Annotated in this window: 11 protein-coding genes, 3 pseudogenes and 1 other annotated feature (1 of these 15 running past the window's edge); all 14 genes and pseudogenes read right to left on the minus strand. The window is 36.2% G+C overall.

The features are described 5' to 3' along the window. Positions 1–202: 202 nt before the first annotated feature. Positions 203–1,006, minus strand: coding sequence for a septum site-determining protein MinD (gene minD, locus K6959_RS11985; protein ID WP_223086610.1), 804 nt, complete (start codon positions 1,004–1,006; stop codon positions 203–205). A 2-nt stretch (positions 1,007–1,008) separates the two neighbouring features. Beyond that, positions 1,009–1,686, minus strand: coding sequence for a septum site-determining protein MinC (minC, locus tag K6959_RS11990; RefSeq protein WP_163241850.1), 678 nt, complete (start codon positions 1,684–1,686; stop codon positions 1,009–1,011). A 76-nt stretch (positions 1,687–1,762) separates the two neighbouring features. Continuing rightward, a complete protein-coding gene (mreD, locus tag K6959_RS11995) occupies positions 1,763–2,272 on the minus strand; it encodes a rod shape-determining protein MreD (protein ID WP_223086612.1) in 510 nt (169 codons plus the stop codon). Continuing rightward, entirely contained in the window at positions 2,269–3,168 is a 900-nt protein-coding gene (mreC, locus tag K6959_RS12000; protein ID WP_163241852.1) for a rod shape-determining protein MreC, read from the minus strand. Before mreC ends, mreD begins: the two co-directional genes overlap by 4 nt. A gap of 203 nt (positions 3,169–3,371) precedes the next feature. After that, the gene (locus tag K6959_RS12005; protein WP_163241853.1) at positions 3,372–4,391 is read right to left on the minus strand and encodes a rod shape-determining protein; all 1,020 of its coding nucleotides are present in this window, start codon (positions 4,389–4,391) and stop codon (positions 3,372–3,374) included. A 150-nt stretch (positions 4,392–4,541) separates the two neighbouring features. Further along, positions 4,542–4,691 (minus strand): annotated as a pseudogene (locus K6959_RS12010) (JAB domain-containing protein); the annotation flags it as partial. Between the two features lie 1,608 nt (positions 4,692–6,299). Continuing rightward, a complete protein-coding gene (locus K6959_RS19880) occupies positions 6,300–6,389 on the minus strand; it encodes a JAB domain-containing protein (protein WP_374058354.1) in 90 nt (29 codons plus the stop codon). A gap of 695 nt (positions 6,390–7,084) precedes the next feature. Beyond that, positions 7,085–7,558 (minus strand): annotated as a pseudogene (gene radC, locus K6959_RS12020) (RadC family protein); the annotation flags it as partial. 76 nt (positions 7,559–7,634) lie between these two features. Next, the gene (locus K6959_RS12025) at positions 7,635–8,201 is read right to left on the minus strand and encodes a Maf family protein (RefSeq protein WP_163241854.1); all 567 of its coding nucleotides are present in this window, start codon (positions 8,199–8,201) and stop codon (positions 7,635–7,637) included. Between the two features lie 788 nt (positions 8,202–8,989). Then, positions 8,990–10,117 (minus strand): hypothetical protein, encoded by a 1,128-nt coding sequence (locus tag K6959_RS12030; RefSeq protein ID WP_223086613.1) that lies wholly within the window; start codon positions 10,115–10,117, stop codon positions 8,990–8,992. Between the two features lie 194 nt (positions 10,118–10,311). Further along, the gene (locus tag K6959_RS12035) at positions 10,312–11,070 is read right to left on the minus strand and encodes a prepilin peptidase (protein ID WP_163241856.1); all 759 of its coding nucleotides are present in this window, start codon (positions 11,068–11,070) and stop codon (positions 10,312–10,314) included. Next, on the minus strand, positions 11,067–11,588 hold the full coding sequence (locus K6959_RS12040; protein ID WP_223086614.1) for a pilus assembly FimT family protein: 522 nt from the start codon (positions 11,586–11,588) through the stop codon (positions 11,067–11,069). The genes K6959_RS12035 and K6959_RS12040 overlap by 4 nt, the downstream gene beginning before the upstream one ends. 79 nt (positions 11,589–11,667) lie before the next feature. Continuing rightward, positions 11,668–12,981, minus strand: coding sequence for a bifunctional folylpolyglutamate synthase/dihydrofolate synthase (locus K6959_RS12045; protein WP_163241858.1), 1,314 nt, complete (start codon positions 12,979–12,981; stop codon positions 11,668–11,670). 128 nt (positions 12,982–13,109) lie between these two features. Then, positions 13,110–15,753: pseudogene (locus K6959_RS12050) on the minus strand (valine--tRNA ligase). Positions 15,754–15,858: 105 nt separating this feature from the next. Further along, positions 15,859–15,888, minus strand: a binding site (T-box leader); it runs 209 nt beyond the window's last position.

The following is a 15,888-nucleotide window of genomic DNA, read 5'->3' on the forward strand; positions in this document are numbered from 1 at the left end:
GACATCCCTTTTTTACAATATTTTCACTTTTTATTAGTAAATTTAATTATACAGTCAAATGCTCTTGATCTAGATAATAAAATACCCAATTGGTAAGCTACAACCTATAAATATAGGCATCTTTCCAATTGGGTCTTTAAAATGTACAAAATCATATTATTGTTGTTAAGTGATACACCTACTGTGATGTTTTTTGAAACTCTTATTTTACTCCGAATAGTTTTTTAAGCTTTGAAAACATTCCTTGTTTTTCATCATTTAACTGTTGAAGGGGGACTGACTCACCAAGAATTCTCCTCGCGATATTTCGATAAGCCATGGATGCTTTATTATTTGGATCTAAAGCTATCGGTTCACCTTGATTTGATGCTTTGATTACATTGTCATCATCTGAGACTATTCCGATCAGATCGATTGATAAATGCATTGTAATTTCATCAACATCTAGCATTTCACCAGTTTTCATTAAATGATTACGAATCCTGTTAATAATTAACTTTGGGGGAGCGATATGCTCTTCTTTTTCTAATAAGCCGATAATTCGATCTGCATCGCGAATGGCTGAAACTTCTGGAGTTGTAACGACAATCGCTTGATCTGCTCCTGCAACAGCATTTTTGAATCCTTGCTCTATTCCTGCTGGACAATCAATTAAAATATAGTCATAGTCCTGCTTTAGTTCACTAATATTTTTTTTCATCTGTTCGGTCGTAATTGCACTTTTATCACTCGTTTGTGCAGCTGGAAGTAAATAAAGTAAATCATCAAACCGCTTATCTTTGACAAGTGCTTGATGTATTTTGCATCTTGCTTCTGCTACATCTACGAGATCATAAATAATTCGATTTTCGAGTCCCATTATAACGTCTAAATTACGTAAACCAATATCAGTGTCCACTAAACATACTCTTTTCCCTCGAAGCGCCAAAGCGGTTCCTACATTAGCTGAAGTCGTTGTCTTACCTACACCGCCTTTTCCTGATGTGATGACAATTGCCTCACCCACTGTTACAATCCCCCTTTTAATCTAGTTAAGCTTGGTCTAAGACGCATTAAAGTTTGTAATCTATCAACAGTAATTTTTCCATTTTCACTTATGTAAGCACACTGCATCTCACGTTGTTTATTAACAAAATAATCTGGGGAACGATTAATTAACTCACTAATCCGTAACTGGGACGGTGCCATTGCAGATGCGGCAATAACTGCTTCCTTGTTACCATTGCAGCCTGCATGCGCAACTCCTTTTAACGCTCCTAAAATATAAATATTTCCTCCAGCCTTAACCATGCCTCCTGGATTAACATCACCTATTAGTAATAAATCTCCAGGAACCTCAAGAACTTGTCCAGAGCGGATGATTTTAGCTACAGGAATGATTTCCATCTCTTCTAACCGCTTAGTTGCTTCTTCCTTCGTTATTACATTGCTTTCGATTTTATCCACAATTAAATTATTTTTGTGGCGGACAAGATATTTTATTTCCTCTTCTTGTTCTTCAGTTAAATAACGATTGCCTGTTTGAACCCGAACTGAAATAAGCGGTCGTTCCACTTGTTCATGATAGCTGGTAGAAAGTTTTTCATTTAATTCTAGTAAAAGCTCGGAATACGAACATGAATCATCAAGATGGAGCGTTAATCCAGCTTTCGTTCCTTTTATCATAACATTTTGCTTTTTTTTCATGTCGTAATATTCACCTCAATGGTAAAAAGAATTCGACAAAAGTAGTACCGTTCCCTTTTTTGATAGTAACTTCATTTTAGAACTCAATTGCTAATTTCTCAAATTTTTTTTTCAACGGATATGCGAAAATAATGATAAAAGCTAAATTTAATACGAGTGTAGGGAACAACCGCATTGCAGCAAAGTTCGAAAAGTTCATTTCGGTCATATGTATTAAAAAGTTTATTTCATACACAACAATTTCAAGGATCGTGATCCCAATAATAGTAACAATCACAGAAACGATCACATTAGCCTGTAACACTTTCATCACTTTTGACACGATATAAGCAATCAATGGAAATAAAAATAAATATATTCCCAGTATTTCTGTATAAACAACATCGTAGAGCATCCCAAAGATAGCTCCGTAAAAAATACCGGTCTCTTTATTCGCATATATCGTTAAAAATAATATAAAAGCGAGTAAAAAACGTGGTACAAAAATACGATCGCTATTAAATATTTCCGCAGATGCTACTTCAACAAATATACTTTCACTTACAAAAACGACTGTAAATAAAGCAGGAAGAAGGAATTTTCTCATTTTTTCTTCATCTCCTCCTCCTTCTCAGCCTGTAGTATTTCTTCTAATACTGAGTCGTCCATTTCCTTTTTTGCAACTATGACATGATCAATATCATATAAATCAGCTTCTGGTTTAATGTAAGCAGTTTGGGTAAGACCAAATTGATCCGGAAATACCTCAACTACTCTTCCAATTACAAGACCCTCTGGAAAAAGACCGCTAAGCCTCGAAGTTACAACAATTTGATCCTTTTTCACTTTTGCTTCATAAGGGATTCTTTTTAGTAATAGCATTTTTTTCTCATTATCATAGCCCTCAATCATTCCACTAACTTCGCCATTTTCTTCACCTAAAATCGAGGCTGATATGCGATTTTTTGGATCGGTTGTACTTAAAAGCTGGACCGTTGAAGTAAATTGCTGAGGATTTTTTACCTTTCCAATTAATCCTTTAGATGTAATAACAGCCATATTTGCTTTTATTCCGTGAACACTTCCCTTGTTAATCGTTAAAAGCTCTTGCCAGCGATCAGGATTACGGGAAATGACAGTTGCTTGTATCGGGTCATATTTTCGTAAGTTCTCTTCTTTTTCTAAAATGCCTCTCAGCTCGATATTCTCTTTGTTTAATTGTTGGACTTGTGCTTCTAATTGGGCTAAATCATCAAGACGAGATTTTAATTCCTTATTTTCTTTATATGTATTTTGCAAGTCTTTAAGATTATCAAAGAAACCAGCAACAGAATTTGCCGGTCTTGAAAAGACATTTTGAACAAAGCCAGTTGTATCCTTAATAAGCTGCTCAGGCCAAGTTAATTTGTCTCGATCCCTTAAAGAAAATCCAATTAATGCCACGAGAATAATAATACTGACGAGCAAAATAATTAGGCGTTTATTCAGGAAAAACTGTGGCATGGAGTACACCTCTATTTTTACGCAGATTTTTATCTTGTAACTTTTTGAATTACCCACCGCTTAACAAGCTTGGCTGTTGAAGTGGTGGGTTTTTCATTTTTCCATTAAATATATGATGCTCCCTTTTTTAAACTCATTCATCTCTCAGCCATTTTCATATACAAATAGTACACAAATAAGGAAGATGTGTTTTGTTGTTATTTTTACCGAGAATCGTTCTGTCTATTTTTGAATAAATCAATATGATCTAAAGCTTTGCCTGTTCCGATTGCAACACAATCAAGAGTATCTTCTGCAATGATAACAGGCATATGTGTTTCTTTGCTGATAACTTTGTCCAAGTTACGCAGTAGTGCTCCACCACCTGTTAAAACAATTCCACGATCCATAATATCAGCCGCAAGTTCAGGTGGGGTTTTTTCTAGTGTATGTTTTACAGTATCAACGATTGCATACACTGTATCGTGTAAAGCGTGTGAAATTTCTTCAGGTGTCACTTCAATTGTCTTTGGTAATCCTGTCACTAAGTCACGACCGCGAATTTCCATATTATCGATTCCTTCCGGATCACCAGCTGAGCCAATTTCTACTTTAATAATTTCAGAAGTACGGTCACCGATCATTAAATTATATTGTTTTCGAATATAGTTAACGATCGCATTGTCCATTTCATCACCAGCGATTCTTATCGATTGGCTTGTTACAATCCCTCCAAGAGAAATAATGGCAACCTCAGTCGTTCCTCCTCCGATATCAACGACCATACTGCCGGTAGGCTCCCACACAGGAAGGTTAGCCCCAATAGCCGCTGCAAACGGTTCTTCAATAGGATAAGCATCCCTTGCACCTGCTTGCCTTGTCGCATCGATAACAGCACGCTGCTCAACAGCGGTAATGCCAGATGGTATACAAACCATCACATAAGGTTTACGAGCAAATAAACCTTTATTTTTTGCCTGGTTTATGTAGTATTTCATCATAGTTGCTGTCGTTTCGTAGTCAGCAATTACTCCGTCTTTCATTGGACGTAATGCAACTACACTACCAGGAGTACGGCCAATCATGTTTTTTGCATCATTACCGACTGCTACTATTTGCTTTGTATCCGTTTGAAATGAGACAACGGAAGGCTCTCTCACAACAACGCCTTTTCCTTTCACAAAAACGAGCGTATTTGCCGTTCCTAAGTCAATTCCGAGATCTTTAGTCCCTAATCCAAGCATAAACGGTATCTCCCTTTCTGAATACGAATTGCAATTTAAGTTAAAGCTTTATTATTTCAAAAATCGAATAGTCTTATAATACGTTTTCATTATTGATTCAGTCAAAGCCGTAAACAATATTATAACGTACAGGAAAAAAAAATCATAGTCTCACAAATAACCTTTTTCCTTTAAACTCACATACTTATTTTCTCCAATGATTAAATGGTCAAGAAGATCAATGCCAAGCATTCTTCCGCATTCTGCTAAACGCTTTGTAACTTCAATATCTTCTCTACTCGGCGTTGGATCGTAGGATGGGGAGTATGCGCCTTGCTCATTATTTTTAAAGCAGGTTTCACAATCCCTTCCTCAGAACCGTACGTACAGTAGAGTAGGCAGCAAGCGAGTTGCTACTAAAAAGAGCACTTTTCCAACTGCCCCTCTCAGAACGGAGCATGCAAGTTTCCACTGCACTCCGCTCGCCGGTGATGATCAGTGAACTTTCTTCCTGTCGGTTTATCCGTATACATTTATGAACGATTTGAAAGTGAACAATAGAAGAATATCTGCTATATTCAGATAACCAATATAATTTATGATTGTTTACCATCTTAGAATAGCTCGTTCGCTGATCATATCAAATCATGATATCATTTTCACCTGTTTCCCTTCCCCTACTCAAGGTCAATGGCACACATTACAGTCCATCTGTGCAGCTCCTATTACAGAAGCCACATTGGGTACTATGGAAACTCCGCTACCATAGAGGTCTCCCTCCTTAGGCAGTCCCGTGTTCTCCAACATCGAAACAATTAGCGCAACTTAGATATTCCACTCATCACCTTCATTAAGCCTATTGCTTAATGTCCTGCTAACCTCGGAATTCCTTAAACGAAACGTGAATTTAAGTATGTTGCAGGTAGGGAGTTTTTAGGTTGCGTATCCCTAAATGTACACTTCCATTACTAGTGATTGGAATTTAAGCAGTTTAGCTTTTATCATATTGCACAGAACTCGCAGAGCCATGCTTAATGCAACCTTCCACATGCAATGCTTTATCACCATGCTCTTGTCCCCTCCCCCTTTCAGGTTTAGGTAAGGTGTCGTTCTCAAGGTTTTTCCGAGTACCTTGGTCCGGTATCCGAACAATTTCGATGCCAAATGACACGGCGCACCCTTTCAGTGTATACGGCTCGCCAGTTGATTAGTCGGAATTTACTTCTCAAAAATAAGTTTAATTGTATAGTAGCATACATAGTTGACATTAAAAATTATTATTTTTAGGCTATCATCATTTACACTTTTTATTTTTTAAACTTTAGAATCTTTTTTAGTTTCATATATTAGCGAAGTTTTCCTTATTTTGGTCAACTGAATAAAAAGAATTTTCTGCCCTATAAGCCTTCCCTTCATCGTTGACGTTCACATCAACCTGTCTCCCTTTCCCATGCTAAACCCATTACAGGCAAACGTTGAGTACTATGGAGACTCCGTTGCCGTATGCAATTGAAGCCTGTTTTAGGCATTTGCATTTAGGCAATCCCTGTATTATGCAATCATTTTAGATACGTGATGGTTAGGTATCCCTTTTGACGATTTTTCTCTAAATAGAGATTGAAGGACAAACTTTACTATGGGTGTCAATAGACGTTCTGGAGTTACGTCTCCCATTTTGCCCTCGGTGCCTGTTAACTGTCGTAGGCAGCGGCTCACCCATTGCTCTTACGTCTAGGATTCAAGCAGTCTAGCTTTTACCATACACCACTTGGTCTGAAGAACTGATTCGACATTAGACAGTTTTATCGTCTTTCTCCTTTTCACATCATGCTTTTTTCCCTCTCTAGGTTTCCCTTCAAGGTAAGATGCTGACCATGGAACAATCGTAAAGAATTCCAAGTTACTTAGTAACTGCTAAAATGACACACCTTACAGGCGCACTCCAGACGGGTGATTATGAATACAGATAATTGAAGCTCCTGAGCGTCGAATAGCTTCTTTAAAGTAGGATAAGCACATGGCGCCTTACTTAATTACTTAAGCAGGTTTCTATGAACTCCCCTCCAAACCGTACGTACTTCTTTTAAAGTATACGGCTTTCCATTTACCAACCTTGCTAGAAAGCAAGACTGCTTAATATTAATTTTGAATTTGCTAGAACCTCCCGCTCCATTCAAATTCCGTATTAAACTTGATAAACTACTCTCCTTTGCCATGTAATAGGCTTTCCCTATCTCAGACTACTATGAGAGCTCCGTTGCCCTATTGGATATTCAGACACGATTGTCATAGCCCAATATGGCATTCCAACTTAGGCAATCCCCTTTTAGACATTTAGAAACATAGCCTTTCATGGTTTCGGATGTGACTTTTACTCGTTTCCTTTATATAAAAGGCGGTCAAAATGGTATCACCTTTTGATCTCGAAGTTTTTAAGATACATTCCATTTTGTTTAGCGTGTGTAGCTGCCTTCCGCTAAAGGCCCCAGTAATCCACCTTGAGCTATCATTCAGGCAATGCAGCTTTCATCCTTATCCATGAATTTCATCTCGCCACTCAAGCTTATCTTGGCAACTAGATAACTTAGGACTTTGCCATCATGCTACACTCCCCGTTTAGTTTCCTTCACGGATAAGATGGCTGACGATAGGGTAAAGATTGTGATAAATTCCCTACTGCTTTGCTAAAGCAGATTTTCTAAATGCCCTTATGGGCGCACAACTTCCCTCGGATGTACAATGGAGGCATTTAAACTTCCGATAAAAATGGTTTGTTTGTGGAGTACTTGATTTTTCGTATTTAAATATAACGCAACAAAATGTTCCTGAGATAAAAAGCGCATATCATTCATCACATATTTAGCCCCATCTTCCGGAGAACGTATCACATAACGATCATCATACTCTAAATTAGTTACTCGTCTCCCAAGCTCTACCGCTGCTAATACTTGAATCGCTTTTGCAGTTCCAATTCCTTTTATCGCCGTAAACTCTTCTATAGTGGCGTCCTTTAATTTTCTAAGCCCTTCAAAATTAGTTAACAGGCGATTGGCTAGTTGAAGAACAGATTCATCTTTAGTGCCAGTCCGAAGTAAAATAGCTAAAAGTTCTTGATTAGATACGCTTTCAGGTCCATTTTGAATGAATCGCTCTCTCGGCTTCTCATCATGTGGAAAATCACGAAGCATAATTGATTCTGATTGCACACTGCATTCCTCCTACTGTCCGATACTGAAATAAGGAGCAGCAGGGAAGAAATTTTAATTAGCTATTAAATCCTAGTTTTTTTAATTCTCTTACCGTTTTAGAAAGAGGCAAACCTACAACAGAGTAGTAATCTCCTTTAATTTGTTTTACTAATATAGCTCCAAGCTGCTGAATTCCGTAGGCGCCTGCTTTATCTAACGGCTCGCCGCTCTGTATATAAGTTGTAATTTCTTCATCTGTCAGCTCCCAAAATGTCACATCGGTTTTTTCATAAAATTTAATTTCCCGATCCGAATCTACAATAGCTACACCGGTATACACAGAATGTGTTTTTCCTGACAGTAACTTTAACATGTCATACGCTTCTTCTGAATTTTTCGGTTTTCCTAATACTTTGTGTTCTAATACAACGATCGTATCTGCGCCAATAACGAGAGCGGCTTCACATTTGTTAGCTACAGCTTTTGCTTTTCGAGAGGCAATATCCATAACAATCTGTTCAGGAGAAAGTAAAGGATCGTAACTTTCATCTACATCGCTGCTTGATACTTCGAATGTCAAGTGAAGCATTTCTAGAAGTTCTTTTCGTCGTGGAGAAGAAGAGGCTAAAATGAGGCGTTTCATAAATATCACCTTACCTTAAATCTCATATCAGAAACAGGAGATACATGCTAATTGTACCAGATTTCCCTCTTATAAACAATTTATTTTTTGAAAATTTTTCAAACATCTAACATTCACTTGTTCTTACTCTAATAGCAGCAAAATTTAAATGATGAAAGTTAAATACCTTTATATCCATAATATAGTCTCTCTATATTATGACGAAAAAGATCTCATCTAAGTTTCAATTTGTAGCTTAAATATTTTAAGTTCATATCCTAGCGAATAATAATTAGTTTTGTTTAATTTTTAAGCACTTTCTATGACTCGATCGCTTTCAAAGTCAATATGATATCCCAATAGATTTTAACAAACGGCACGAATCTTACTGTTTTTTTCTTCTATCATTTTATTATGAATTTTCATTTTAATAATTTAGTAATTGTGAATCATAAGGTTTAGGATGATGAAAGTTTTTTATCATCCTATCTAATTACAAAAAATAGTAATCAAATTATTTTTACCTTTAAGGAAAAAATTTAAATCATTATAAATCGAAAAAGGGGCTATTTTAAAACAACTCTGAGTTTGTAGACAATACCAATACGAGTGGCAGATGCCTGAACGACTATTGAAAACGATTATCGTGATGCGTAGTACGAACAGAAGCGAATAAACATAAAGTTCATGAGTTCGTTTTTCAACAGTCGAAGAGCTTGTTTTAAACAGTCCCTTACCCTTTAAACTTATTTCCCGGAAAAATATCTTATTTTGTAAACAAAAGACGATTTTACCTCTTGTTTATTGCCTTACTCTCCATTGAAAGATTCGTATATAATAACAAAATTTAATAGATGATTTTGTAACTCTGCTACTTGTTTTCTTGTTGGTATTTGATTAAATGAATTTAATAAAGTAAATGCTTTTTCTAGTTCTTCTTTCATTTTGATTAAATTCTCATGACCTATGTTCATTTTCTTTAAGGTAGACAATTGTTTTTGAATATGATCTTTAATTGATTGCGAAACAGCATGAGACATCGAAACATTTGTCGCTCCTCCAACAAGCGTATTATATAACGGTAAAATATTTTTTTCCAAAACCTCCTTATCTTTTTTTTGTACACCCTTTACTTTTTTACTATCTATTTCAAACGGTTTTGCAAATACATCAATACTATCCTTTTCAGCAAGTTTTGCAGCAATTTCCTTTGCATGTTCGAGACTGTCAGCAACAGATATAAACAAAATCGCTTGATTATTCATTTCTACTATTCTTACTGGGAGTTCTTTCTTAACAAGTTTAGTTTCAATTTGTTTTGCTGATTCAATAGAAGAAAACACTCCCCCTTGAACAACATAAGCAGTAAAAGCAGGAACAGAAGCCTTATCACCATCAAATTGTTTTGCATCACCTTCAACTTGATTAATTGTCTTAGTTTCTTCCACTTTTGCAACCTCTTCAACAGTTTGATCTGTAATAATTAATTTCATAATAAAAAAACCAAAGCTTGTCCCTAAAAAAATCGCAAAAAAGACAGCCAAGAAAACAGGGATTAGCCAACGCTGTTTACCGTTCCGTACAAATCCCCAATTAATCTTTCCTTTCTCTCCTTTTTTTCTGACGTCCTCGACTTTTGTTGTTTCATGTGTAAACTCCTCTATTTTGTCTGTTTGTTCAGGTAAAATCCAATCAAACTCCTCTTCCATCGACTCTCGGGCAGCTGCTGTTTCACCTAAATTGCTATTTAGTGAAGCTCCTTTCAATCTTTGATCTTTGTCTAAAGAATGTGAATTATCTTTAGACGTTTTCTTTTTTGCAATGTTACTTTTTTGATTAAATGTTTGTCTATTCTTTTTGGTCACTTTTTTTTGTTCATTAAATGGCTGATTTTTTCCATCAATTTTAATTGTAATCGTATTTTCACGCTTGTCCAATGGTACAGCCTCCTTTCCGATAACAATTTGTTTCATCCTATCATATTAAGAAAAAAAAATAACAAGACTTTTGTCGTCTTGTTACATAATGATTTCGTCAAATTATTCGTTTTTTCGTATTCATTATTTATTTTTTGAAGCTCTACCAATTGTAAAAGTTTTGTATTCTCTCATTTTTTTATTTAGATAGTACTTTATTTTAATAGTTGTAAGTAACTATTTAAAATTTTTTCACCATAAAAATAAGCCGTTAATGTACCAATCCCGATGAACGGAGCAAACGGTAGCGGCTTGCCTTTTTGAACAATACCTAGCAGTAAACCTATACCGCCAAATAAAGCGCCGTAAAAAGTTGCCAAAAATAACGATAGTAACACTGTTTGCGTTCCTAAAGCAAAGCCTAATAAAGCAAACAGCTTAATGTCCCCGCCCCCCATGCCTCCTTTACTTATCATTGCAATAAACAAAGGAATGAGTAAAGCAATTACTCCGCCTAATAATGAGTCCCACCACGGATTAAGCGGAATAATAAATCGTTCAACTAAAAAGATGGCTGCAAATGTTAATAGTATTTTATTAGGTATGACCATATATGTAACATCCGTTACAAACACAATTAACAATAAAGACATGAAAGTCCATACGACAACTAATTCAAATTCCCAACCAATGAGAAAGAATGCAGCAGCAAATAAAAATCCAGTTAGCAGTTCAATCATCGGATAGAGAAAAGAAATCCTCCTCTTACAATGACGGCACTTTCCCCTTTGAACAAAAAATGAAATAACTGGTATAAGCTCTATTGCTGTTAATTGGTCATGACAATAGGGACAACGAGAACGGGGTCTTACAATTGATTGCTTTAGCGGTGCACGGAAACCAATGACGTTAAAGAAAGAGCCAAAGACTAGCCCAATGATAAAAATAAATAGTAGGTGTAAGGCACTTATCATTTTTCGCTCCAAGATTCTAGTTCAATTATTTTTTCTCGGTCAAGGTCTTGTTCAATATCGGATATCGGACCTTGATTCTGATCCATTACACCCCTCGTGTGATTGACTAGCTTTACCGAATATTCCAAATTTGGGCCTATTCTTGTTATTTTTACATATGATTCATTTCTGTCTTTCGTGTAACTTCCAATTTTATATCCGCGATTTAATTTAGTGTCTCCCCCGTCAGGATCTAATATTTTTTCCACATACCGCTCATCTTCTAAATATTTTAGAGAAACATAAGTAGGAACATCTTTCGGAGTAAACCTTTTGTCTTTTTCCACTGCTTTTTTTGCTGAATTTATCATTTGTTGAGCATTCCTTACATGAACATCCTTTTTCTTATTATCAATCATTTCTCCAACACTTGGTACAGCAATTGCGGCAATTATTCCTAGTATCATCACGATTGCCAAAAGCTCAAATAACGTAAGTCCATGTTGTTTTTTAAGATGCTTCTTCACAAATTTCAGCATAGGATTTTTCTCCTTTTAGTACTTTTTACCATATTTTATTTTATTTTTCTTTATTATCTTTACCTCTTTGATTATTTTGTTACTCATTTTTTTGCCTCAGCTGAACTAAAAATGGCTTAACCTCAGATATAAAATAAAGTGAACCAGTAATAATGAGAACCTCATCTTTTTCTAATAACTGAAGCTTATTTATTAACAATTCCCTCCAATTCGCCGCCTGATGCTTATTGAGAGATTTACTTATGTGGTACAATTGTGCTGCTGAAGCTGCTCTTTGAAAAGGAAAATCGACGAAAGTTACATCCGCTGCTAACTCATCTATTTTATTAATCATTTCATCAAGTTTTTTGTCGTTAAGTGCTGCAAAAACAACATGGATTTTTTTATTTGGATAGCGTTCTTGAATTGCTGCCGCTAAACTGTTGATTCCTTCCTTATTATGAGCTCCATCAATGATGATTAACGGTCCTTCTGAAATTATTTCAAATCTTCCAGGCCAATAAGCAGCTTCTAATCCTGTCCTCACATCATCTTCTTCAATTTGAAAGGCAAAAAATTGTGTTAAATAAATAGATGCCATTACTGCTAACGCTGCATTTTCTGTTTGATGTTCACCAATTAACGATATTTTTAAATCAGTATACTGTTTAAATATACTATTAACCGAAAACGTCTCTCCTTTCGGAAGTGGTACATGATTAGTAACGGAGAATTCTTCCCCTATTTTATAAACTTGTGCTTTTTTAGACTCGGCTTCTTTCAATAAAACATGTAAAGCTTCCGGCTGTTTAACCGCTGTTAATAAGGGCGTACCATTTTTAATAATTCCCGCTTTTTCGAATGCAATCTCACCAAGCGTATTACCGAGAATATTTGTATGATCTAAACCGATGCTTGTGATAATAGATAAAATAGGATGGATAATATTAGTTGAATCAAACCTTCCCCCCAGTCCAACTTCAAAAATCACAACATCAACTTGATTTATTTTTGAAAAATAGTAGATGGCCAATGCAGTTATAATTTCAAATTCAGTCGGACCGCCAAGTTCTGTTTTTTCAAGTTCATCTGCAAGTGGTTTAATGATATTCACTAACTGCAAGAGTTCATCATCACTAATCGGTTTTCCATTTACGCTTATCCGCTCATTAAATTGTTCAAAATAAGGAGATGTAAACGTCCCGATTTTATAGCCCGCTGTTTGTAAAATTGAGCGTAAAAATGAAACGGTTGAACCTTTTCCATTCGTTCCTCCAACATGGATTGTTTTCAAGGAACGTTCTGGATCATTTAATCTTTCCATCATCCATTCCATCCTTTTGACACCCGGCTTAACACCTAACCGTAAACGTGAATGAATCCAATTTAATGCTTCTTCATATGTATGAAACATTTTGTAACACCTCTTATTCATTAAATTCTCTTTAATAACAGGGAAGACGAATCCCTTTTATCTGAGATCCGTCTTGTAGCTTTATCCCTATTTTTATAAAGGGCTTTACTTATTTTATTAAAACACTATTATCCATTTAACTCTTTAAGGCGGGATTGAACTACAGATCTTTTTTCCATGTAGTCTTTTTCCTTTGCTCGTTCCTCATTAATTACTTTTTCAGGCGCCTTCTTTAAAAAGCCCTCGTTACTTAGTTTTTTCTGTACCCGTTCTACTTCTTTATTTAGTTTTTCTAACTCTTTGTTAAGACGGGCAATCTCTTCTTCTACGTTAATAAGTCCTTCAAGCGGCAAAATAATCTCACAACCAGTTACTACAGCGGTCATCGCTTTCTCAGTTGTTTCATTTTTGTGTTTTTATTATCAGTTCGTCTGGATTACAGAAGCGTTCAAGATATACGCGATTTTTTTCTAGCGTTTGCAGGATTGTTTCATCCTTCGCGTGGACCATCATTTTAATTTTTTTACTCATCGGTGTTTTGACTTCAGCACGGATATTACGTACTGAACGAATGATTTCCACAAGTAGCTTCATTTCACTAGCTGCCTGTTTGTCTGTTAACCGTTCATCCACTTCAGGCCATTTTACAACAGTAATTGATTCACCTTCATGAGGAAGGTTTTGCCAAATTTCTTCCGTCATGAATGGCATAAATGGATGTAAAAGACGCATCGTATGATCAAGAACATAAGCTAAAATAGATCGTGTTGTTTTCTTGGCTTTTTCATCATCCCCATATAATGGGAGTTTTGCCATTTCAATATACCAATCACAAAATTCATCCCAAATAAAATTGTACAGAACACGGCCAACTTCCCCAAATTCATATTTATGTGAAAGTCGTGTTACGGTTTCTATCGTTTCATTTAAACGTGTTAAAATCCATTTATCAGCTACAGACTTTTCGCCATCTAAATCTATTTCTTCAAAAGTTAAACCATTCATATTCATTAATGCAAAGCGTGAAGCATTCCAAATTTTATTCGCAAAATTCCACGTTGCTTCTACTTTTTCAACGCTAAACCGTAAGTCTTGACCAGGTGAGCTCCCTGTTGCTAAAAAATAACGGAGTGAGTCTGCACCATATTGATCAATAACCTCCATTGGATCAACACCATTTCCTAATGATTTACTCATTTTACGTCCTTCTGCATCGCGAATTAAACCATGAATCAGTACGTCTTTAAATGGGCGTTTCCCCGTAAACTCTAGACCTTGAAAAATCATTCGGGATATCCAAAAGAAAATAATATCGTAACCTGTTACAAGACAATCTGTTGGATAATAACGTTTATAATCAGCTGCGTCTACTTCAGGCCAGCCCATCGTTGAAAATGGCCATAAAGCTGAACTAAACCATGTATCTAGAACATCTTGATCTTGCTCCCAATTTTCTATATCTTGAGGTGGTTCATGATCAACATAAACCTCCCCCGTCTTCTTATGATACCAAGCAGGGATACGATGGCCCCACCATAACTGGCGGGAAATACACCAGTCACGAATATTTTCCATCCAGTGAAGATAAGTTTTTTCAAATCGATCTGGAACAAAATGGACTTTCTCCTCTTTCTTTTGCAATTCAATTGCTTTCTCGGCAAGCGGCTGCATTTTTACAAACCATTGTGTTGATAAATATGGTTCAACAACAGCACCGCTTCGCTCTGAATGACCAACTGAATGTGTATGTTCTTCAATCTTAAAAAGAACTCCCGTTTCTTGTAAATCTTTCACGATTTTCTTGCGGCATTCAAATCGATCTAATCCTTCGTATTTGCCTGCCTTTTCATTCATCGTTCCGTCTTCGTTCATTACTAAAACTCGTTCTAAACTATGACGATTTCCAATTTCAAAATCGTTCGGGTCATGAGCAGGAGTAATTTTTACTGCACCTGATCCAAAATCCATATCAACATAGTCATCTCCAACGATTGGAATCTCCCTTCCAACGATTGGCAATATTACTGTCTTTCCAATTAAATGTTTATAACGATCATCCTCAGGGTGAACAGCAACTGCTGTATCTCCAAGCATTGTTTCTGGACGGGTTGTTGCGATTTCAATCTCACCAGAACCATCTGCAAGAGGATATTTCATATGATAAAATGCCCCTTGTACATCTTTGTATATAACCTCAATATCAGAAAGTGCTGTTTTTGTAGATGGATCCCAATTAATAATATATTCTCCGCGGTAAATAAGACCTTTTCTATAAAGAGAGACGAATACTTCACGAACTGCCTTTGATAACCCTTCATCTAACGTAAAGCGTTCCCGGTTATAATCTAATCCGAGACCTAGCTTTGACCATTGTTCACGAATATGTCCGGCATATATTTCTTTCCATTTCCATGTTTCCTCAACAAACTTTTCCCTGCCTAAATCATAACGGTTTTTTCCCTCATTACGCAGTTTTTCTTCAACCTTTGCTTGTGTCGCAATCCCTGCATGGTCCATGCCTGGCAGCCACAAAACATCGTTACCTTGCATTCGCTTCATTCTTGTTACAATATCTTGTAAAGTCGTGTCCCAAGCATGACCCAAATGGAGCTTCCCTGTTACGTTTGGCGGTGGGATCACAATCGTATATGGCTGTTTTTGTTCATCGTCCTTTGCCTAAAAAAACTTTCCTTTTATCCACCAGTCATAGCGACCTTGTTCAATTGCTTTTGGGTCGTATTTTGTTGACATTGTTAATTCATTTGTATCCATTTTCTAAGTCCTCCTACTGTTATTTATAAGCAATTACTTCCTCATTCATCTACTTTAATGTGATACTCATACACGAGAAAACGATAAAAAAACTCCATACATCCTTAAAAGGACGAATGGAGTCTAATTCGCGGT

The organism is Bacillus aquiflavi (assembly GCF_019915265.1).
Classification (GTDB): Bacteria; Bacillota; Bacilli; order Bacillales; family Cytobacillaceae; genus Bacillus_BT; species Bacillus_BT aquiflavi.